At 72.1% G+C, this 18,828-nt stretch carries 25 protein-coding genes and 2 pseudogenes; 18 read left to right on the top strand and 9 right to left on the bottom strand.

Going from position 1 to position 18,828, the window contains the following annotated elements:
- Positions 1 to 72: 72 nt before the first annotated feature.
- From pyrH to rpsB, 3 genes are all read right to left on the bottom strand, one after another.
- The gene (pyrH, locus tag B085_RS0126965) at positions 73 to 834 is read right to left on the bottom strand and encodes a UMP kinase (protein WP_026251480.1); all 762 of its coding nucleotides are present in this window, start codon (positions 832 to 834) and stop codon (positions 73 to 75) included.
- Between the two features lie 161 nt (positions 835 to 995).
- The gene (tsf, locus tag B085_RS0126960; RefSeq protein WP_018561725.1) at positions 996 to 1,832 is read right to left on the bottom strand and encodes a translation elongation factor Ts; all 837 of its coding nucleotides are present in this window, start codon (positions 1,830 to 1,832) and stop codon (positions 996 to 998) included.
- Positions 1,833 to 1,947: 115 nt separating this feature from the next.
- Positions 1,948 to 2,862, bottom strand: coding sequence for a 30S ribosomal protein S2 (gene rpsB, locus B085_RS0126955; RefSeq protein ID WP_018561724.1), 915 nt, complete (start codon positions 2,860 to 2,862; stop codon positions 1,948 to 1,950).
- Positions 2,863 to 3,147: 285 nt separating this feature from the next.
- Between rpsB and B085_RS0126950 the strand changes: the two genes are divergently transcribed.
- Entirely contained in the window at positions 3,148 to 3,789 is a 642-nt protein-coding gene (locus B085_RS0126950; RefSeq protein WP_078620077.1) for a murein hydrolase activator EnvC family protein, read from the top strand.
- On the opposite strand, the gene B085_RS0126945 is transcribed toward B085_RS0126950, so the two are convergent.
- The 5 genes and pseudogenes from B085_RS0126945 to B085_RS0126920 all read right to left on the bottom strand — a co-directional run bounded on the left by B085_RS0126945 (position 3,758) and on the right by B085_RS0126920 (position 8,951).
- Positions 3,758 to 4,315 carry a TetR/AcrR family transcriptional regulator gene (locus B085_RS0126945; RefSeq protein ID WP_018561722.1) on the bottom strand — a complete coding sequence of 186 codons (558 nt, stop codon included), beginning with the start codon at positions 4,313 to 4,315 and terminating at the stop codon, positions 3,758 to 3,760. The two genes, B085_RS0126950 and B085_RS0126945, sit on opposite strands and share 32 nt — an antisense overlap.
- 80 nt (positions 4,316 to 4,395) lie before the next feature.
- Positions 4,396 to 5,232 carry an RNA polymerase sigma factor WhiG gene (whiG, locus tag B085_RS0126940; RefSeq protein WP_018561721.1) on the bottom strand — a complete coding sequence of 279 codons (837 nt, stop codon included), beginning with the start codon at positions 5,230 to 5,232 and terminating at the stop codon, positions 4,396 to 4,398.
- A gap of 166 nt (positions 5,233 to 5,398) precedes the next feature.
- Entirely contained in the window at positions 5,399 to 6,625 is a 1,227-nt protein-coding gene (gene dprA, locus B085_RS0126935) for a DNA-processing protein DprA (RefSeq protein WP_018561720.1), read from the bottom strand.
- Positions 6,622 to 7,266 (bottom strand): annotated as a pseudogene (locus tag B085_RS43885) (ATP-binding protein); the annotation flags it as partial. The pseudogene B085_RS43885 and the gene dprA, both read right to left, overlap by 4 nt.
- Positions 7,267 to 7,313: 47 nt before the next feature.
- A complete protein-coding gene (locus tag B085_RS0126920) occupies positions 7,314 to 8,951 on the bottom strand; it encodes a recombinase family protein (RefSeq protein WP_018561718.1) in 1,638 nt (545 codons plus the stop codon).
- Positions 8,952 to 9,061: 110 nt separating this feature from the next.
- Between B085_RS0126920 and B085_RS49585 the strand changes: the two genes are divergently transcribed.
- Positions 9,062 to 9,310 carry a hypothetical protein gene (locus tag B085_RS49585; protein WP_158689835.1) on the top strand — a complete coding sequence of 83 codons (249 nt, stop codon included), beginning with the start codon at positions 9,062 to 9,064 and terminating at the stop codon, positions 9,308 to 9,310.
- A 14-nt stretch (positions 9,311 to 9,324) separates the two neighbouring features.
- On the opposite strand, the gene B085_RS47400 is transcribed toward B085_RS49585, so the two are convergent.
- On the bottom strand, positions 9,325 to 9,783 hold the full coding sequence (locus B085_RS47400; protein WP_018561716.1) for a helix-turn-helix domain-containing protein: 459 nt from the start codon (positions 9,781 to 9,783) through the stop codon (positions 9,325 to 9,327).
- A 411-nt stretch (positions 9,784 to 10,194) separates the two neighbouring features.
- Between B085_RS47400 and B085_RS0126905 the strand changes: the two genes are divergently transcribed.
- The 16 genes and pseudogenes from B085_RS0126905 to B085_RS0126810 all read left to right on the top strand — a co-directional run bounded on the left by B085_RS0126905 (position 10,195) and on the right by B085_RS0126810 (position 18,737).
- Positions 10,195 to 10,401, top strand: a complete 207-nt coding sequence (locus B085_RS0126905) for a helix-turn-helix transcriptional regulator (protein ID WP_018561715.1) — start codon at positions 10,195 to 10,197, stop codon at positions 10,399 to 10,401.
- Entirely contained in the window at positions 10,398 to 10,568 is a 171-nt protein-coding gene (locus B085_RS49580) for a hypothetical protein (RefSeq protein WP_018561714.1), read from the top strand. The genes B085_RS0126905 and B085_RS49580 overlap by 4 nt, the downstream gene beginning before the upstream one ends.
- 44 nt (positions 10,569 to 10,612) lie before the next feature.
- Positions 10,613 to 10,933: a hypothetical protein gene (locus B085_RS0126895; protein WP_018561713.1), complete on the top strand. Its 321-nt coding sequence runs from the start codon at positions 10,613 to 10,615 to the stop codon at positions 10,931 to 10,933.
- The gene (locus B085_RS43870) at positions 10,930 to 11,934 is read left to right on the top strand and encodes an ERF family protein (protein ID WP_018561712.1); all 1,005 of its coding nucleotides are present in this window, start codon (positions 10,930 to 10,932) and stop codon (positions 11,932 to 11,934) included. Before B085_RS0126895 ends, B085_RS43870 begins: the two co-directional genes overlap by 4 nt.
- Positions 11,931 to 12,563: a hypothetical protein gene (locus tag B085_RS0126885; protein ID WP_018561711.1), complete on the top strand. Its 633-nt coding sequence runs from the start codon at positions 11,931 to 11,933 to the stop codon at positions 12,561 to 12,563. Before B085_RS43870 ends, B085_RS0126885 begins: the two co-directional genes overlap by 4 nt.
- 147 nt (positions 12,564 to 12,710) lie before the next feature.
- Entirely contained in the window at positions 12,711 to 13,586 is an 876-nt protein-coding gene (locus B085_RS0126875) for a hypothetical protein (protein ID WP_026251479.1), read from the top strand.
- Positions 13,583 to 14,236 carry a hypothetical protein gene (locus B085_RS45900; protein ID WP_018561709.1) on the top strand — a complete coding sequence of 218 codons (654 nt, stop codon included), beginning with the start codon at positions 13,583 to 13,585 and terminating at the stop codon, positions 14,234 to 14,236. The genes B085_RS0126875 and B085_RS45900 overlap by 4 nt, the downstream gene beginning before the upstream one ends.
- A complete protein-coding gene (locus B085_RS49575; protein ID WP_018561708.1) occupies positions 14,233 to 14,409 on the top strand; it encodes a hypothetical protein in 177 nt (58 codons plus the stop codon). The genes B085_RS45900 and B085_RS49575 overlap by 4 nt, the downstream gene beginning before the upstream one ends.
- Positions 14,410 to 14,558: 149 nt before the next feature.
- On the top strand, positions 14,559 to 15,104 hold the full coding sequence (locus B085_RS0126860; RefSeq protein ID WP_018561707.1) for an HNH endonuclease signature motif containing protein: 546 nt from the start codon (positions 14,559 to 14,561) through the stop codon (positions 15,102 to 15,104).
- A gap of 3 nt (positions 15,105 to 15,107) precedes the next feature.
- A pseudogene (locus B085_RS0126855) lies at positions 15,108 to 15,545 on the top strand (single-stranded DNA-binding protein); the annotation flags it as partial.
- 68 nt (positions 15,546 to 15,613) lie between these two features.
- Positions 15,614 to 15,901 (top strand): hypothetical protein, encoded by a 288-nt coding sequence (locus tag B085_RS0126850; protein WP_018561705.1) that lies wholly within the window; start codon positions 15,614 to 15,616, stop codon positions 15,899 to 15,901.
- On the top strand, positions 15,898 to 16,134 hold the full coding sequence (locus B085_RS0126845; protein ID WP_018561704.1) for a hypothetical protein: 237 nt from the start codon (positions 15,898 to 15,900) through the stop codon (positions 16,132 to 16,134). Before B085_RS0126850 ends, B085_RS0126845 begins: the two co-directional genes overlap by 4 nt.
- A gap of 40 nt (positions 16,135 to 16,174) precedes the next feature.
- Entirely contained in the window at positions 16,175 to 17,017 is an 843-nt protein-coding gene (locus B085_RS45895) for a hypothetical protein (protein ID WP_018561703.1), read from the top strand.
- Between the two features lie 201 nt (positions 17,018 to 17,218).
- Positions 17,219 to 17,545: a hypothetical protein gene (locus B085_RS0126820; RefSeq protein ID WP_018561700.1), complete on the top strand. Its 327-nt coding sequence runs from the start codon at positions 17,219 to 17,221 to the stop codon at positions 17,543 to 17,545.
- Positions 17,542 to 17,838: a WhiB family transcriptional regulator gene (locus B085_RS0126815; protein ID WP_018561699.1), complete on the top strand. Its 297-nt coding sequence runs from the start codon at positions 17,542 to 17,544 to the stop codon at positions 17,836 to 17,838. Before B085_RS0126820 ends, B085_RS0126815 begins: the two co-directional genes overlap by 4 nt.
- Entirely contained in the window at positions 17,835 to 18,737 is a 903-nt protein-coding gene (locus B085_RS0126810; protein ID WP_018561698.1) for a zinc ribbon domain-containing protein, read from the top strand. The genes B085_RS0126815 and B085_RS0126810 overlap by 4 nt, the downstream gene beginning before the upstream one ends.
- Positions 18,738 to 18,828 lie beyond the last annotated feature (91 nt).

The following is an 18,828-nucleotide window of genomic DNA, read 5'->3' as shown; positions in this document are numbered from 1 at the left end:
GTCCGACCGGCAGCGTCTTGTCCATCCCCGTTCCGGGCGGATCGCCGGCCGGGTGGCGGCCGGCGGCGTCCGTCAGCGGGCGCCCGTGTCGTTGACGAGCGTGCCGATCTTCTCACCCTTCACGGCCCGCGCGATGTTGCCCTCCGCGAGCAGCTCGAAGACGAGGATCGGGAGCTTGTTGTCCTGGCACAGCGTGATCGCCGTCAGGTCCGCGACGCGCAGGTCGCGGGCGATGACGTCGGAGTACTCCAGGGCGTCGAACATCACCGCGTCAGGGTTCGAGCGGGGGTCGGCGTCGTAGACGCCGTCGACTCCGTTCTTGCCCATCAGCAGCGCCTCGGCGTGGATCTCCAGGGCGCGCTGCGCGGCGGTGGTGTCGGTGGAGAAGTACGGCATGCCCATACCGGCGCCGAAGATCACCACACGGCCCTTCTCCAGGTGGCGCACGGCGCGCAGCGGGATGTAGGGCTCGGCGACCTGGCCCATGGTGATCGCCGTCTGCACCCGCGACTGGATGCCCTCCTTCTCCAGGAAGTCCTGGAGGGCGAGGCAGTTCATGACCGTGCCGAGCATGCCCATGTAGTCGGACCGGGCCCGGTCCATGCCCCGCTGCTGGAGCTGGGCGCCGCGGAAGAAGTTGCCGCCGCCGATGACGACGGCGATCTCGTAACCGTCGCGGACGACCGCGGCGATCTCGCGGGCCATCGTGTGCACGACGTCGGGGTCGACTCCGAGCCCCCCTCCGCCGGCGAAGGCCTCGCCGGAGAGCTTGAGCAGGTACCGGCCCTTGTGCGTGCCGGCGGCGGTGGGTGCCTTGTCGGCGTCCTGTTCCATGGAGATCTCCTCGTGCACGTACGAAGAAGGCCATTGCCGAGGGTCCGTGATGGTTCCCTGCGGGCAATGGCCTCCTCGTCACAACTGCGGCCTGCCGGTGAGCGGCCGGCTGCGTACGACCCTAGCGGGGCCGTCGGTCAAACGCTTGCGCGACTGGTCGCTCAGACGCCGACGCGGAAGCGGGCGAAGCGCTTCAGCGAGACGCCGGCCTCGTCGAGCACCTTCTGGACGGACTTCTTGTTGTCCTTGGCGAAGGCCTGCTCGAGGACGACGTTCTCCTTGAAGAAGCCGTTGACGCGACCCTCGACGATCTTCGTCAGGGCGGCCTCGGGCTTGCCCTCCTCGCGGGCGGTGGCCTCGGCGACGCGACGCTCGTTCTCGACGGTCTCGGCCGGCACCTCCTCGCGGGACAGGAAGGTGGGGGCGAAGGCGGCGATGTGCTGCGCGACGTCCTTGGCGACCTGGGCGTTCTCCTTGTCCAGCTCGACCAGGACACCGACCTGCGGGGGCAGGTCCGGGCTGGTGCGGTGCAGGTAGGAGGCGACGTAGCCGTCGGTGAACTGCGCGAAGCGGTCCAGGACGATCTTCTCGCCGAGGGTGGCGTTGGCCTCGTCGACGTAGGCCTGGACGGTCTGGCCGTCCTTGATCTCGGAGGCGAGCAGCGCCTCCAGGTCGGCCGGCTTGCTGGCGGCGACGTGGGCGGCGATCGCGTCGGCGGCGGCGATGAACTTGTCGCCCTTGGCGACGAAGTCGGTCTCGCACTTGAGCTCGACGAGGACACCCTCGCTGTTGTCACCGGCGATCAGGGACACGACGGCGCCGTTGGACGCGGAGCGGCCCTCGCGCTTGGTGACGCCCTTCTGGCCCTTGACGCGGAGGATCTCGACGGCCTTGTCCAGGTCGCCCTCGGCCTCCTCGAGCGCCTTCTTGCAGTCCATCATGCCCGCGGCGGTGAGCTCGCGGAGCTTCTTGACGTCGGCGGCGGTGAAGTTCGCCATGGTCTGTCAGTCTCTCTTCGGAAGTCGGTGAATCCGGTGAGCGGTGGTTCTACGGACGAACGGCGGGGGCCGGAGCCCCCGCCGTCCTCACACGCATCGGAAGGCGGGCTGAGGCTCAGGCCTGCTCGGCGTCGGCGGCGGGCGCCTCGGCCGCGGCCGGAGCCTCGGCCTCGACAGCGGCCTCCGCCGGAGCGGTCTCAGCGGCGGTCTCAGCGGCGGCCTCGGCCGGAGCGGCCTCGGCAGCGGTCTCCTCGGCCTTCGCCTTGTCGCCCTCGAGCAGCTCGCGCTCCCAGGCGGCCAGCGGCTCACCCTCGGCCTTGTCACCGGCGGAGGCGGCACCGGAGCGGGAGATGAGGCCCTCGGCGACGGCGTCGGCGATCACACGGGTCAGCAGGGTGACGGAGCGGATCGCGTCGTCGTTGCCCGGGATCTTGTAGTCGACCTCGTCGGGGTCGCAGTTGGTGTCGAGGATCGCGACGACCGGGATGCGCAGCTTGCGCGCCTCACCGACGGCGATGTGCTCCTTCTTGGTGTCCACGATCCAGACGGCGCTCGGCACCTTCTGCATCTCGCGGATGCCGCCCAGGGTCTTCTCCAGCTTCTCCTTCTCACGGGAGAGGACCAGGAGCTCCTTCTTGGTGAGGCCGGAGGCGGCCACGTCCTCGAAGTCGATCTCCTCGAGCTCCTTCAGGCGCTGCAGGCGCTTGTAGACGGTCGAGAAGTTGGTGAGCATGCCGCCCAGCCAGCGCTGGTTCACGTAGGGCATGCCGACGCGGGTCGCCTGCTCGGCGATGGCCTCCTGGGCCTGCTTCTTCGTACCGACGAAGAGGATGGTGCCGCCGTGCGCGACGGTCTCCTTGACGAACTCGTAGGCGCGGTCGATGTACGACAGCGACTGGAGCAGGTCGATGATGTAGATGCCGTTGCGCTCGGTGAAGATGAAGCGCTTCATCTTCGGGTTCCAGCGGCGGGTCTGGTGCCCGAAGTGGACGCCGCTTTCCAGCAGCTCCCGCATCGTGACGACGGCCATGGCCGTACTCCTAGGGGTACTCGGTTTTCGCGGTCGCCGGACGGCGGCCGCGCCTGACGCCCCGAACGCGCCGTGCCACAAGGGACCGAGGAGCGCGTCCACCGCTCGCTGTAGGGCGGTGGCGGGGCGTGCGAAGTCGACCCGGTGACCCGGATCGCCATGGAAAGTGTACGGGACCGCCGGAGCGGCGGGCGACATCGCGCCTGGGGGCGGGGGCCGTCCGGGGTTGTCCACAGGCCGGCTCCATGATCGTCCGGAAGTGGCGGGAGGCATCACCGTTGGAGGATGAGGACATATGTGGCGGTGGTGTTGACGGTACTGACGTGGCTCGGGGGGCTCGCGCGCCCGGTGGAGGCCTCCGTCCGGATGTCGGTCGTCCCGGTTGTTCCGGTCGTCCCGGCCGGTGGGGGCCCGGACCGGGCCTGGCCCGTGGCGCCGGGCGACGGGGGGCGGCGGCCGGTCGTGGAGCGGGGGTTCGATCCGCCGGCGGTTCCGTGGGCGAGGGGCCACCGAGGGGTGGACCTGCGCGCGGGACCCGGCGCACCGGTGCGCGCGGCGGCGCCCGGGAGGGTGTCGTACGCCGGGCGCGTGGCGGGGCGCGGAGTGGTCGCGATCGAACTCGACGGCGGCCTGCGCATCACCTACCAGCCGGTTCGGGCGTCCGTCGCGGTGGGCGACGAGGTCGGCGCGGGGCAGGTGGTCGGGGCGCTCGACGCAGGCCCGTGGCACTGCCGGGACGGCTGCCTGCACTGGGGGCTGCTGCGCGGGGACGTCTACCTCGACCCGCTGTCGCTGCTTCCGCTCGCCATGCTGCGCGGGGGGCCTTCGCGGCTGCTGCCGGTCTTCGGGGTGCCCCTGCCGGAGGGGGCGGACGGGGTGGTGGCCTCCCCCCGGGTCAGCCGAGCACCCCGCGCAGGGCCATGGTGACGGCCGCGTCGGCGATGGTGGCCGGCTCCTCGGCGGCGCCGAGCTCGATCCGGCGGACGGCGGAGTCGACGACGCCCTGGAGCAGCATCGCGGTCAGCCTCGGCTCGTGGTGGCCGAGCGCGGCGAGCGCCTCGACGACCATGGCGATCAGTCCGCCGTGGGCGGCGCGGATCTTCTCGCGGGCGCTCGTGTCGAGTTCACCCGCGGAGATCGCGACGACGGCCCGGTGCCTGCGGTCACCGACGAGCGCGAGCTGGCTGCGGACGTAGGCCTCGATCTTGGCCTCGGCGGACGGGGCGGCCTCCATGGCCGCCTCGACCTCGGCCGCCCAGACGGGGAAGTCGACGGCGCACAGCTCCTCGACGACGGCGGCCCGGGAGCGGAAGTACTCGTAGACGGAGGACCGGGCCAGCCCGGTACGCTCCGCCAGCGCGGGGAAGGTCAGGGCCTCCGTCCCGCCCTCGGAGAGCAGACTGCGGGCGGCGTCCAGCAGGGCGTCGCGCTGCATCGACCGGTGCTCGGCCACCGAGGCCGCTCGAATCTTGGGCACCTCACCACTGTACGGAAGTGGCGTGCCCGCCGGGCGCACCCGTCGGCAAAGCGGCGTCAACGGCCGACGTCGGCCAGTTTCGCGCGCAGTTGCAGAACGGATTTGGTGTGGATCTGGCTGACCCTGCTCTCGGTGACCCCGAGCACCTGGCCGATCTCGGCGAGGGTGAGCCCCTCGTAGTAGTAGAGGGTGACCACGGTCTTCTCGCGCTCGGGCAGCGTGTTGACGGCCCTGGCGAGCAGCCGGCGCAGCTCGCGGTCCTCGGCGACCTCGACGGGGTTGTCGGCGCCGGTGTCCTCCAGGGTGTCGACCAGGGTGAGCCGGTCGCCACCGTCGGTGCCCGCGTGGAGCAGCTCCTCCAGGGCGACGACGTTGGCGAGGGAGAGCTGACTGAAGACTCCGTGCAGCTCCTCCAGGGCGATGCCCATCTCGGCGGCGACCTCCGACTCGCTCGGGGTGCGCCGCAGGGAGGCCTCGAGGGTGGCGTAGGCGCGCTCGACGGCACGGGCCTTCTGGCGCACCGAGCGCGGGATCCAGTCCAGGGCGCGCAGCTCGTCGATCATCGCCCCGCGGATCCGGGTGATCGCGTACGTCTCGAACTTGATCGCGCGTTCCGGGTCGAACTTCTCGATGGCGTCGATGAGCCCGAAGACCCCGGAGGAGACGAAGTCCGCCTGTTCCACGTTTGCGGGCAGGCCGACGCTCACGCGTCCCGCCACGTACTTCACCAGGGGCGAGTAGTGCAGGATCAGCTGCTCGCGCAGACGCGCGTCCCCCGTGGCCTTGTAGGTCCGCCACAGCGCGTCGAGCGAGGTGGGGGCGGGCGGGCGGGGGTTTCCGGTGACGGCGGTCGCCGCCGTGCTGCCTTCGTGCCCGGGAGTGTGCCGGTGCATGCGTCGATCTGAGCCGTTCTGCGTTGACCTGAGGGACGGGCGGGACTCGAACCTCCTTGAGCGTAGCGTGACGGGGCCGTCGCTCAGGGCGACGTTCGGGCGTCCCCATAACCTCGCCATCCAGGGGATCCCAGGTCAAGAACCGTCCTGTCACCTGATGGTGTGTTCACCGGGAGAGCGTGTCGGCTTGGCCGCCTCCCCCCGACGTGGGAGCCGTCGCACCGCCGTGCGCCAACTTCCAGCGCGGTCCGTCGCGTTCGACGAAGCCGAGGGCGTGCAGCTCATGAAGCCTGGTGACGGTGTCGTCGGGGGTGCCGCCCGCGGCGACCGCGAGCTCCTCGTGGCGGACCCCGCCTCGGGCGGGCAGGGCCTCCAGCACCCGGGCGGTCGCCGGCGGCAGCAGGTCCCGCGGCAGGACGGGACCGCGGCGCTCGGGCGCGAGGTCCTCGCCGATGCGTCCGACGAGTTCGATGACGTCTGCCGCGCCGGTGACCAGGACCCCGTCGGCGCGCAGCAGCTCGTGGACCCCGCGGGACAGCGACGAGGTGCAGGGGCCGGGCACACCCATGACGAAACGCCCCAGCTTGCGGGCCCGGCGGGCGGTGATCAGGGAGCCGCTGCGGTACTGGGCCTCGATCACGACGGTGCCCCGGGTCAGTGCCGCGATCACGCGGTTGCGGAGCACGAAGCGGCTGCGGGTGGGGTGCGATCCGGGCGGCAATTCACCGATGAGCAGGCCCTGTTCGGCGATGCGTCCGATCAACTCGGCATGACCCGGCGGATATGCCACGTCGACCCCGGAGGCGACGACCCCCACGGTCGCGCCCGTCACGGACAGCGCGCCGCGGTGTGCGGCGCCGTCGATGCCGTAGGCGGCCCCGGAGACGGTGACCCAGCCGGCCTCCGCCAGGTCCGCGCCCAGGGACGCCGCCATGTGGGAGCCGTAGTCGGTGCACGCCCGGGCGCCCACGACGGCGACCGACCGCAGAGCCCACATCCTCAGCGAGGCGCCGCCGCGCACCCAGAGCCCGTAGGGTCGCTCGGTGCCCAGGTCGTCGAGCTGCCGCGGCCAGTCCGGGTCCCCGGGGCACACGAAGCGGGTGCCCGTGGCCCTGGCCGCCGCCAGGTCCCGTTCCGGCTGCGCCCTGCGGGCCCGCAGGGCGTACCCGGCCGTCCGCTGCCGCCCCGCGCCGGGCAGCTCTTCTCCGGCGGTGAGCGCCCGTACGGTCTCGACGGGGCCGAATTCGCGCAGCCAGGTGCCGACCAGCCCGTCGCCGGGGTCGGCGATCCGCGTCACGGTGGCCCGGGCCAGTCGCTCCCCGGGCGTCGGGGGCGGCTCCTCCTCCGGGTCGGGCCCGGCGTCGTCGTCCATGCCGGGCGGCGTCTGCGTCATCGCTGGCCTCCCGTCGCCACCGCCATGCCGCGACGCACACCCGTGCGCAGCTCCAGGGCGCGCTCCATGTCGACGCCGGCCGGCCGGTCGCGGCCGGCGAGGTCGGCGACCGTCCAGGCCACCCGCAGGACCCTGTCGAGCCCCCGCGCGGTGAGCAGTCCGCGCTCCATGTCCCGTTCGGCGGAGCGCAGGGCCCCGGGCGCCACCGCCCAGCGGGTGCGCAGTTCGTGGCCGGGGACCTGGCTGTTGAGCCGCCACGGCGTGTCCGTGTACCGGGCGGCGGCGCGCTCGCGGGCCTCCCGCACCCGCGAGGCGACCACCGCGGTGGTCTCGGCGGAGCCGACGCCGCCGATCAGCTCGGAGCGGCTGACTGCCTCCACGTCCACCCGCAGGTCGACCCGGTCCAGGAGCGGCCCGGACAGCCGCCCCTGGTAGCGGCGGATCATGCTCGGCGTGCAGTCGCACATACCGCCGGGTGAGCCGTACCGCCCGCAGGGACAGGGGTTGGCGGCGAGGACGAGCAGGAACCGTGCGGGAAGTCGGACGACTCCGGCAGCCCTGGCGATCACCACGTGCCCGGACTCCAGGGGCTGACGCAGTGCGTCGAGGGCCTGACCGCTGAATTCGGGTGCTTCGTCCAGGGTCGAGACGTGTAAAACAGGTGGCTACGCCACGTGAGAAGCGGGGACTATGCCGCGGCGGCGGCCCACGGGTCCGGCTCCCACAGCGGGTGCACGGTGACCGTGTGCTTCCCGCTTCCTTCCTTTCCCCTTATACCGCGGGCGCCTCGCGTGATGACGACGCGGCGGACGAGCTGCCGGAGCAGCGCGTTCTTCTCCTGGGCGTCGAGGGCGTCCCACAGGTCGAGCAGGTGGCCGATGACCGGGCGGAAGTCCTCGCGGACGGGCGCGGCCTCGACGGCGGCGGCCTGCTCCAGGGCGGCCGTGACGTCGGCCTGTTGCGCGAGCAGGCGGCCGCGGGCCTGCTCGAACACCCCTGCCGGGTACGCGTCCGGGTTGAGGGCGCGGTCCGCGGCGAGGTTGGCCAGACCTGTTTCAATGCGGGTGCGCTCCGCCTGTAGGCGCGAGCGTTCCCGGGCGGCGCGGTCCCGGTCGGCGGCGGCCCGGTCGGCGGCGGGGCGCGGTGCGGCCGGGGCCGCGTCGATGCCGGCCGCGTGCTCACGGCGGAGCCACGTCAACACTTCCTCTTCGACGATGAAGCGTTGTACCCACACGCCCCACGCGCACACGGTGCCGCCGGCGCGGTTGTACATCCCGCACGCGTAGGCGTACCCGTAGATACGGCCTCCGGCGCGGTTCGCCGACATGGCCCCGCAGTCGCTCCGACATGAGCCGCAGCGCACGAATCCGGTGAGCGGGTAGACCGGGTTCCGGGCCCGCGGCGACATGCGGCGACGCTGCTCGACGTGGTCGAGGAACTTCTCCCATGCCTCCGGGGTGATGATCGCTTCGTGCGCCCCGTCGATGTACGTCCACTGGGTACAGGTGCCGCCGTTGCCCGTGTAGTCGCACTTACAGGCAGGGTCGTGGATGCGGAGGAGTCCGGCAGCGAAGCCAGAGAGCATGTACCGGCGGAGGCTGTCCGCTTTCCACATGGTGCCGACGCCGGTCCGGTAGCCAAGCCTGTTGAGCCATCCGGCGAGGCTGCCGTATCCGGCGTCGCCCCGGGCGCCTAGCTTCCGCTCGAACAGGGTCTCGATGTCCTTGCGGGCGGCCTCGTCGACCTCGTACCGCTCCTCTTGGATCGTCCACTGTCCGGGCCGGGCCGGGTCAGGGATGCGGCGCGGGTGCCAGATGTAGCCGAGCCGCTTGCCTCCGGTGGCCGGTATGCCGTGGGCCCGGCGCCACTGGTGCGCCTCTTTCCACTGCTCTCCGGCGCGGTCGCTCTCGAACACGGCCAGGTCGAACAAGATCCGCCGGTTGAACTTGCCGACGGCAGTGCGGGCGTCGATCTCTTCCGTCGCAGATTCGAGCTGTCCGCCGGCGTGCTCCAGGCGGGCGAGGTTGACGGCGATCCCGACGTCATTGCGGCCGAAGCGCGAGTATTTCCATACGGCGATGCCGACGGCCTCGCGGCCCTCGATCCGCTCGATGCCGCGCATGATCTTGCGCCGAAAGTTCCGGCCGGTCGCGTCGAGGTCTTCGATCCAGTCGATGATGCGGCGGCCGGTGCGCCGCGCCCACGCCTCGATGGCGGTTTTCTGTAGATCGGGGCTGATCTTCTCCTCTCGCCACGTGCTGACTCTGATGTAGCCGAGCCACGGTTCCAGGCCGCCAAAGGTGGCGGGTGCTTCCGCTGGGGTCACTAGCCGTGTGCCTTCCGTCGCGGGTGCTGTCGGTCCGGGCGACGCAGTTCGATCACGTCGCCCGTGGCCTGCCCGGTCTCCGGCGGCCGGCCTGGTCCGGTCGGCGCGCTGTGTTGGTCGAGCAGGCCGCGGGCGACGTGATCGAGGGCTTGCCGGTATCCGGCGGTGTGCGCTTCGGCGAGGCGGGCGGCGTCGGCGGTCTCGATGCGGGTGAAGGCACGGATGACAAGGAGGGGCGCCGCGACGATGAGGAGCGCTATGCCAGCGCGGCGCAGGGTGTCTTGTGTGCCGAAGATGCCGAGGGTGGCGGCGGCGCCCCCGATGGCGAGGAGGGTTTGCGGTCCCGCTGTGACGAGTAGGCGCGAGGGTGCGATCACTTGGGTTGTGCTCCGGGTTGTGGGTCTGCGCCGCGCCTTCCGTCGTTGGGGCGTGGGGTGCGTTGCAGCGTCTCTGTCATGTTGATGAACAGGCGGCGGGCCTGTGGGTCCGTGATGCCGAGTTCTGCGGCAGCATCTTCGGGTGTGATGCGGCGCGGTCCGGTGTCTGGGGCGCGGACGGCCCCTAGTTCCTCTTCGCTGAGGACGCCGGCGCGGACGAGGATTTCCCCGAGCGGCACGCCGAGGGCGGCGGCCAGGCGGGCGAGGACGTCAGTGTCCGTGACCGGTTCGGCGCGCAGGAGGCGACCGACGGTGGAGGGGCTGAGGCCGGAGTCTTCGGCGAATCGGCTCTTGCCGCCGCTGCGCGGGCCTGTGAGGTCGTAGCCGCGGGCGGTGAGCCTCGTATGAAGCCACTCGGCGAACGCATGGGCGCTGTCGCGCTTTCTGTTTGTCATGCGTGAAATATAGCGCCGAGCTATCAGCCTTGACAGACCGCGGACATATTCGGTCGCTGCACACCATCACTCCCCACCCCCATGCGCTAGATGGCGTTCGAACGTTCTTTCTAATAATCGCCCACCTGGCCAGCCCCCTTTTTGCACCCAAAGCGGGTGAACCATGCCAGAACCTCTCTCGACAAGTCTTTTGCCTGTGCGGCAAGTTACGGACAAGTTCGGACATCTCCCCCGCCTTGTGAAGAGATAAGCGCTCGCCGTGAACGACGAGTGAAGCCGCTGTGAATCTGTTGCAAAGTGCCAGCTCAGGACGAAAACGGAACCTAACTTTCCCTCCAGATAGAAAGCTGCTACTTTCTGGTCAGGCAGATCCGCATCAGAGCAGATCTGACCGGAAAGGACTGCGCACCCATGTACGACCGCACCATCCTGATCACCGCCGCGCACGCCGCCGGGATCGAGAACAGCCACCAGCTCGCCCAGGCCGCCGGGGTGTCCGTCCCGACCGCATGGCGCGTCTGGACCGGCCGCACCTCCCCCCGCTTCCCCATCGCCGCCCGCATCGCCGCCGCCGTGAACATCTCCATCACGGACGTGTACGGCACCGCCGCAGCATGACCGGCACCCGCGACCGCGCCGTCTGCTACGCGAACGCCCGCGCCGTCCTCGACGCCGCCCGCGACCGCCTCGCTCGCGACCGCGCCGCCGGCCGACTCACCCCGCAACAGCTCGCGATCCTCGACCGCGCCGAGCATCGCGCCAACCACCGCGCCGCCGCCGCCTGATCGCTCCCCGGACCTCACCCGGACAACCGCGCCAAGGACCCACCGTGGGCACGCACAACCCGACCGACCTCGACGACCTGGCCCGCGACTACCGCGACGGCCGCCGCGACCGCGCCGACCTCGTCGACATCGCCGCCGCCTCGCCCCTCGCCGTCGGCACCGCCGCACTCCTCGTCGGTACCTACCTCCGCGACGAGGACACCACCGACGCCCTGCTCCGCGACCTGGCCGACGCCGCCGACCGCCACGAGCACATGCGCGCCGACCACCGCGCCACGGACTACGGCCGCGACTACGCGAACGCCGCGCTCGACGCCGCACGCCTCGCCCTGACCACGCACCTCACGAACGGATACGCCGCATGACCACCGCCGCCGCCCCCGCACCCACCCAGTACGTTCCCGCCCCGCCCGGCGTCGCCGACGAGGTCCCGCGCGTGTTCGCCGCCATCGCCGGAGTCATGGCCGACGCGATGCCCGTCGGGAAGAACCAGCGCAACACCCAGCAGAACTACCAGTTCCGCGGCATCGACGACGTCATGTCCGCCATGGCCGGGCCCATGCGGAAGCACAGCCTGTTCATCCTGCCCGTCATCGCCGACCACGTCGCCGAACGACGGGGCGAGAAGATGACGCACGTCCGCATCACCATGCGGTACCACGTGTACGGCCCTGCGGGTGACTGCCTCATAGCCGAAGTGCCCGGCGAGGCGAGCGATTTCGCCGACAAGGCCACCAACAAGGCACAGAGCGCGGCCCTTAAGTACCTCCTGTTCACCCTGTTCATGCTGCCCGTCGACGGCCGCAGCATCGACGACGGCGACCGGCACCACCCCGTCCCCGAAGCGCACATCGCGGAGGACAAGGCCCGCCAGGCCGACAAGCAGCAGCGCCGCCAGCGCCAGCAGCAGCCGCAGCGCAGCAACCGCGCCGAGGGTGGCCAGTGGGAGCAGCCCGCCCAGCAGCCGCAGCAGCAGCAGGCCCGCCGCGACTACCTCGCCGAGGCCCGCAAGGCCCCCGGCCCCGATCAGTTCGCCGCCGTGCGGGCGGCCGCCGTCGCGGCCGGCGCTCCGGACGACTACCTCGGCCAGCTCGACGCCGTCGCCGCCGAGAAGCAGCGCGCCGCTAAGGCGCAGCAGCCGCCGCGCCAGCAGCAGGCCGGACCGGCGCCCGTCGCCGAGGAGGACCGGACCCAGCAGGCTGCGCAGGCCGCCGAGGAACGGCTCCGGATCGCCGCGTCCCGCGCCCACCTCGCGACCGTTGACGCCGATTTCCAGAGCGTCTACGGCGTGCCGATCGAGCAGGCCACCGCGCAGCAGCTCAACACGTTCGCCGACCGCATCAAGGCCGCCGGAGGTGCGAAGTGACCACCGTCGCCAAGAAGCCCCAGGCACCCGACCCCGCGTACCTCGCGGCCGTCCTCCGCCGCCGACAGGCGATGCGTGCCCAGCTCGACGAGGCCGAGGCCCTGTTCGCCGTCGCCGACACCGAGGCCGCCGCCCTGCTCGCCCAGCAGTACGAGGCGACCCGCTCGACGAAGTCGGACATCACGCTCCCCGACGACGAGACGAAGTTCGCCGCCGTGACCCGCGTGCCCGGCAGCGCCGCCGCCCAGGTTGAGGACCGCGGGGCGTTCGTCGCGTGGGTGCGCGACACCTACCCCGACCACTTCGACTACCGGATCATCCCGGCCCGGACAGAGACGTTCGTGACCGAGGAGTTCGAGGCCGCCGTCCTCGACGCCCTCACGGCCGCCAACTCGACCGAGTACGCCGACCCGGATACGGGCCTCGTCCACCAGGTCCCCGGCGTGCGGATGCGCGCCAACCGCCGCCCCTACTTCCGGTGGAGCTTCACCCGCAAGAGCAAGGGGCAGCCGCTCACCGGTCAGGAGTTGGCCCTCGACGCGATCGAGGCCGCGCGACTGGACATCCGCACCGCGCCGGAACTGCCGGCCGCCGAGGTAGAGGTCCCGGTCGAGGTGATCGAGCAGTGATCGCCGTCCTCGCCCTGGCCGTCGTCGCCGCCGGATGGATCGCCGACCGCCTCACCGGCCGCCCCAGCCGCCGCCACCGCCGCCCGTAGCCACACCGCCCGCCCGGCCCCGCGCCGGGCGGGCCCCCGAACGGAGCACCACCGCGCCATGGCCCGGATACGCACCATCAAGCCCGAGTTTTTCACCTCCCTGACCATCGCCGACCTCTCGCCCGAGCAGCGCCTCACGTTCATCGGCCTGTGGACGCACGTCGACGACGAGGGCCGTTGCGTCGACGACGCCCGGCTCATCAAGGCCGCCGTCTGGCCGCTCGACGACCGCACCGCGGCCGACGTCGAGGCCGACCTCCGCGCACTCACTGATCACTCACTGATCACTCGGTACACGGTGAACGCCAAGCGGTACATGGCCGTCAACGGGTGGCGTGAGCACCAACGGATCAACCGCCCGACGCGCAGCCGCGTCCCGGCCCCCGACCAGGCCGATTCTGCCCCCGCCGAGCCCCCGACCAGCAGGGATGAGGACGAGCCGAGGACTCACGCACAACTCACTGAGGACTCACCCCAGGAAAGGAACAGGGAACAGGGAACAGGGAGCAGGGAACAGGGAGAACTACCGACGTCGGAGATCGCTCCGCGACCGTCCGACCCGGCGACCAATCGCGACGACGTCGAGCGCCTGTGTCACCACCTCGCCGACCGCATCGAGCGCAACGGCAGCCCCCGGCCGACGATCACGAAGGCCTGGCGCACCGCTGCCCGCCTCATGCTCGACCGCGACGGCCGCACCGAGGAGCAGGTACACGCCGCCATCAAGTGGTGCCAGGACTCCGAGTTCTGGCGGGCGAACATCCTCAACCTGCCGAAGCTCCGCGCCAAGTACGACACGTTGCGGCTCCAGGCCAGTCGCCCGGCGGCCGGCGGGAACGTCGTCCCCCTCGCCGCCCGCCCCTCGACCACCGATCAGCGGGTAGCCGAAGGCCTCGCCCTGGCCGCCCGCCTCCGCGCCCAGGAGGCCCAGTGAACCCCGCGGACGCCGCCGAGCTGCTGACGCTCGCCGCCGCTTTCGACCGCCGCACCATAGGCGAGGCCGACGCCCTCGCGTGGGGCGCCGCACTCCACGCCGTCCCGTTCGACCAGGACGCCCGCGACGCCGTCGCCCGCCACTACGCCGACACCGACCGATGGATCACCCCCGCCCACGTGATCCAGCAGCGCACGAAGATCCGCGCCGCCCGCATCGCCGAAGCGAACGTGTTCGACGAGGGCCGCCCCGACGAGACGCCTGCCCAGTACCTCGCCCGCAAGCGCGCCATGAACGCCGCCATCGCAGACGGCCGGATCGCCTGGCAGACCGTCCGCCAAGCCGTCGGCGCCGCCCCGGGCACCCTCGCCCTCACGGGCGGCCCGGCCCCCGCCGTCGCCGCGTTCGTCGCCCGCATGCCCGACCACGTCGCCGAAGCCCTCGGCCCGTACCGGCAGCGCCGCGCCCAGCGCGAAGCCCTCGCCGACGCCGGACTCCCCGACCCGCTCAACGTGCCCTGCCCGTACGCCCCGTGCCAGGCCCGCGTGAACGAGCCGTGCCGCGCCGGCCGAAAGCGCGCCCGACACCGCGCCGCACCCCACCCGTCCCGCCTCGACCTCGCGTCCGTCCCGAACGGATACGCCCGATGAGCGCCCCGGCCGCCGCCGTCGCCGTCATCCGCGCCGAACTCGAAGACGCGTACATCGCCGAGCTACTGAGCAGGCCCGGGAACGTGGCCCAGCGCGTCGTGAGGGCCCTCGAACGGTCCGGATGGACCATCGCCCCGACCGATCCCCAGAACGGCCCGCAGACGCCCGCGTAGCCCCTCGCAAGCCCAGTTGCCAAGAGTGAAAGGCCCTGGTCAGAGCCCCAATCTCCGTGTTAACTTTCTGCCTCGCGAGACATCAAGCCTCGCGAGGCAGAACGAACCGTGAGCCCCGCAGCTCAGCACCACCCAGGAGACCCGCGCCCATGCCCCCCGCCCGAGCAGCCGCCGAACGGTTCGCCGACAAGGTCGACCCCAACGGCCCCTGGTCGCTCTACAAGGGCGCCCCCGGACGCTGCGCCATCTGGACCGCAGCACCCCACAAACCCGCCGGAGCAGGCGAACACGGCGAGTTCTACGGATGGTTCCGGGCCGACGGCGGCCGCACCTACCTCGCCCACCGCTTCGCCTACCAACAGCAGCACGGCCCCATACCGGCCACCGCCGACGACGGCGACGGCATCGAACAGCGCGCCGTCCTCGACCACCGATGCCGCCGCCGCAACTGCGTCAACCCCGACCACCTCGAAGTGGTCACCGCCCGCACGAACACCCTCCGCGGCACCGCGCCGGCCGCCCGCAACGCCGCCAAGACGCGATGCGACTCCGGCCACTCCCTCACCGACCCGGCGAACGTCCGCATCGACACCCGCCGATCGAGCGGCCGCCCCTACCGCACATGCCGCACATGCGCCGACGCCCGCCAGCGCGCAGCCCGCACCACCCACACCACCGAAAGGCAGGCCGCCTAAGCCATGGCCGGAGAGACCACGCTCACCCTCGCCGGAAACCTCGTCGACGACCCCGAACTCCGATTCACCCCCGCCGGTCACGCCGTCGCCAAGTTCCGCGTAGCCAGCACCCCCCGCACGTTCGACAAGCAGACCAACGAATGGAAGGACGGCGACAGCCTGTTCCTGACCGTGTCGTGTTGGCGCAAGCTCGCCGAGAACGTCGCCGAATCCCTCAAGCGCGGCGCCCGCGTCATCGTCACCGGCCGCCTCACCCAGCGCAGCTACGACGACCGCGAAGGCGTCAAGCGCACCGTCTACGAGATCGAGGCCGACGACGTCGCCGCCTCCCTCCAGCGCGCGACCGCCCACATCACCAAGGCCGGACGCGACAACGGCGCCCAACAGCAGGCCCAGCAGTGGAGCAGCCAGCAGAACGAAGCATGGAACACCGGCCCCGGCTACTGACCGCCCGACCGGTCGCCCCTCGCCCCGCGCGCACGTACCCAGCACCCCAGGAGCACCCGACCATGCCCAAGATCACGTTCGTCGACACCCTGCCCGGCGGCGCCGCCCGCGGCCCCCGCCCGACCCTCGACCACGCCGACATAGCGACGCAGCTCGAAGCGCACTCGACTGAGTGGGGCAAGGTGGCGGCCGCGAAGACGCCGGCGGCCGCCTACAGCCTCGCGCAGCGCATCAAGACCGCCCATTTCCAGGCGTACGAGCCTGCCGGATCGTTCGAGGCCGCCGCCCGCACCATTCAGGCCCGCGGCGCCAAGCCGGAGTTTCACGTCTACACCCGCTACGTCGGATGACGGCCGCCGTCGCATCCGACCTTTACGCGCAGGCCCTTGCCGACGTCCGGGCGATCCGGCACCTCGGCACCTACGAGCCGCAGGCCGCCAAGCCCGCCAAGCTCCCGCCCACCCTCGGCCCCAAGTGCGGCAGCAACGCCGGATACCGGCAGCACCTCAACCGCGGCGAGACCGCGTGCGACGGATGCCGCGCCGCCCACGCCGAGGCCGGCCGCCGCGCAGGCCTCACCTAGCCCCGCCCCCTCGACCTCACCGAGACCAGGAGCACACCCCATGACGAAGACCGCCATTGCCACGCCCGACCGCCCCGACAACGACCGCCCCGCAGGCCTTGACGCCCTGCCCGCCCAAGTCGCCGACAACATCGGCACCGCACCGGCCGACGAAGACGGCGACCGCCTGGCCGTCGTCGACGGCCGCAACGCCCTGGCCTACGTCCTGATCAGCCCCGGCGACCAGCCCGGAACGGTCGAGGTCGAGGCCGGATCCCGCGGCCTCGCCAAGCCGGACGCCGCCCGCGTACTGCGCGAGGTCGCCCGCCAGTGGTCCCCCTCGCCGATCCCCGCCGCGCTGCGCGACGCCCTCGCCATCCCGTCGCCGTCCGACGACCGCGGCCCGGACGTCGTCCTCGACGCCATCGCCGCCGCGTTCGGCAAGGCCCGCACTGCCGACGACTGTGCGTTCACCCTCGCAACTGGACTCCCGTGCCCGAAGCACGGCGCGCCGGCCGCCGAGGCCGACACCAACGAGGAGCCCGAGCCGACCCCGGTCGAGGAGCCGCGCACCGTCGCCGACGCCGTCAGCGAGGCCCGCCAGGCCCTCGACTTCAACCACGGTCAGCACTCCCCCGCCCTGTCCACGCTCCGCGATGTGCTGCTCTCCGGCGACTACCGCACGCCGGACCAGGCCCTTGCCGTCGCGTACGTGATCCTCGGCGCCCACGCGCGGGAACTCGCCCGCCAGGTCGCCGACAAGTACGACAGCCACCGCGGCCGGTTCGGCGTCACCCGCTCGACCCGCGGACTCCTCACCGGTATCGGCAGCGTCCGCCGCCTGCTCGACGAGCACGCATCCGCCCTCGACGTGAACGCCACGTTCGCCGCCTCCCTCAAGTGACCACCGCCGCACTGCTCGCCGCGCTGCTGCTCGCCGTCGTCACGACGGCGGGCGGCAGCCGGTGCGACAACCCCCAGTGCTGCCCGCCCCACCAGGACCGCCCATGAGCAACACCACCGCGCCGCCGCCCGAGTGGCGCCGCGACCACCTGTTCCGCCAACCAGAGATGCCCCCGGCCCCCGACGACGAAGAGGACGACCAGTGACCGGCCGCCGCGAGCGTCGCCGCATCGCAACAGACCAGCGTGAGCAGCGTCGCGAGCGCATCCGGACACTGCTCGCTCGCGTTGACCGCGCCGCCGCCGGCCGTACACCCATCACCCCGGCCGAGGCCGCCGCACTGCGCGCTCTCATCGAGGGCGAGATATGCCACGCCGAGACACTGCGCGCCTCCGCGGCCGGGCAGCAGTCGACGACGGCGGCACTCCGGCAGCAGCTCGCCGCGGCCGAGGAGGCCATCCGCGAGGTCGAGGCCGACCGCGACGCCGCCACACAGCAGGTCACGCGGAACGGGGCGTGCGAGGGATGACCGACCAGAACTGGCGCGAGCAGGCGGCATGCCGTGATCACCCCGACCCCGATCTGTGGTTCCCCAAGCCCACCGACTACGCCCGCCAGCGCGCCGCCGTCCTCATCTGCCGCGCGTGCCCAGTACAGGCCGACTGCGACCAGTGGGCCGAGGACCACCGCATCCCTGACGGGATATGGGGCGGCCGATCCGTCGAGGACCGCCGTAACGCCCGACGCCGCGCCCGACGCGTTGCCCGCTACGCCCGCCAGCAGCAGGCCACCAACAACACCCCGGAGAACGACGCCGCATGAACGGAAACCGCCCCTTCGCCATCCTGCAATATGAGGCCACGCTCCCTACCGCAGCAGCGCGCGCCGCCGACGACCTGGCCGCCATCCGCGAGCAGTGGCCCGACCTACTCGCCGCCATCGACCGCGCGCCGGCCGCCGAGTGGCCCCCGCGTGAGTCCCGCGGATTCCTCGACCAGCACCCGGCCGACGGCGAACGCGCCAGGCCGCACCCCGACAACCGCGCGCCCCTGGTCATCCGGGAACACCCGGCGCCGCTCAACCTCAACGCGTTGGATGCCGCCGTCACAATCGAGCGCAGCATGTTCGAGCTCGCCGACAGCCTCGCAGCCGTCGTCCAGCGCGCCATCTACCGGCACCCCGCCCAGACCAGCAGCGGGCGCACCGTGGCCGCCGTCGATGTCCGCGACCGCGCCGACCCGCGCCGCTGGCACTACGCCGCGCCGACCTCGCCCGGCAGCCGACGGCACGGCTTGCAGTTCGCCGCCCTGTGGTGCGAGGGCCGCCTGCTCGGCGAGGACGTCGGCGACCTGTTCACGCCCGTGCCCGAGCACCTGCTCGACGAGGCCGCCGACACAGCGCGGCACGCCGTCGACCTGGTCGACCGCGCCCTCGGCCGGGACACCCGCACCACGACCCTCGACCCGTGCCCGTACTGCGGGGGCGACCTGGTCGCCCGGACCCGTACCGGGGGCGAGCCGTACGCGACCTGCTCGACAGGCGCGGCGTGCCCGGCGCCCGTCCTGCTCGACCGCGGCCGGCGGACGTGGCGGGGGCCCGACCTGGTCGGACTGTGGGCCGCCCTCGACGGCGCCCGACGGCGCCCAACAGCGCACGGCGTAGCGGAGACAAGGCGCGAGGGCGCAGTAAGAGCTGCGCCCCTCGGCGTCACCCACGGATGACCCATACGACGAGCGGGTAAAGCCCTCGCCCGACCATCGTCGCGAGGACCCGCAGGCCGAACCTACGAGCCTCCGCCACCGCCCACCTGGT

This window comes from Streptomyces sp. BoleA5 (assembly GCF_000373665.1).
Taxonomy (GTDB): domain Bacteria; phylum Actinomycetota; class Actinomycetes; order Streptomycetales; family Streptomycetaceae; genus Actinacidiphila.
The sequence above is the reverse complement of the archived record's forward strand: the minus strand, read 5'-3'. Positions and strand labels throughout refer to the sequence as shown.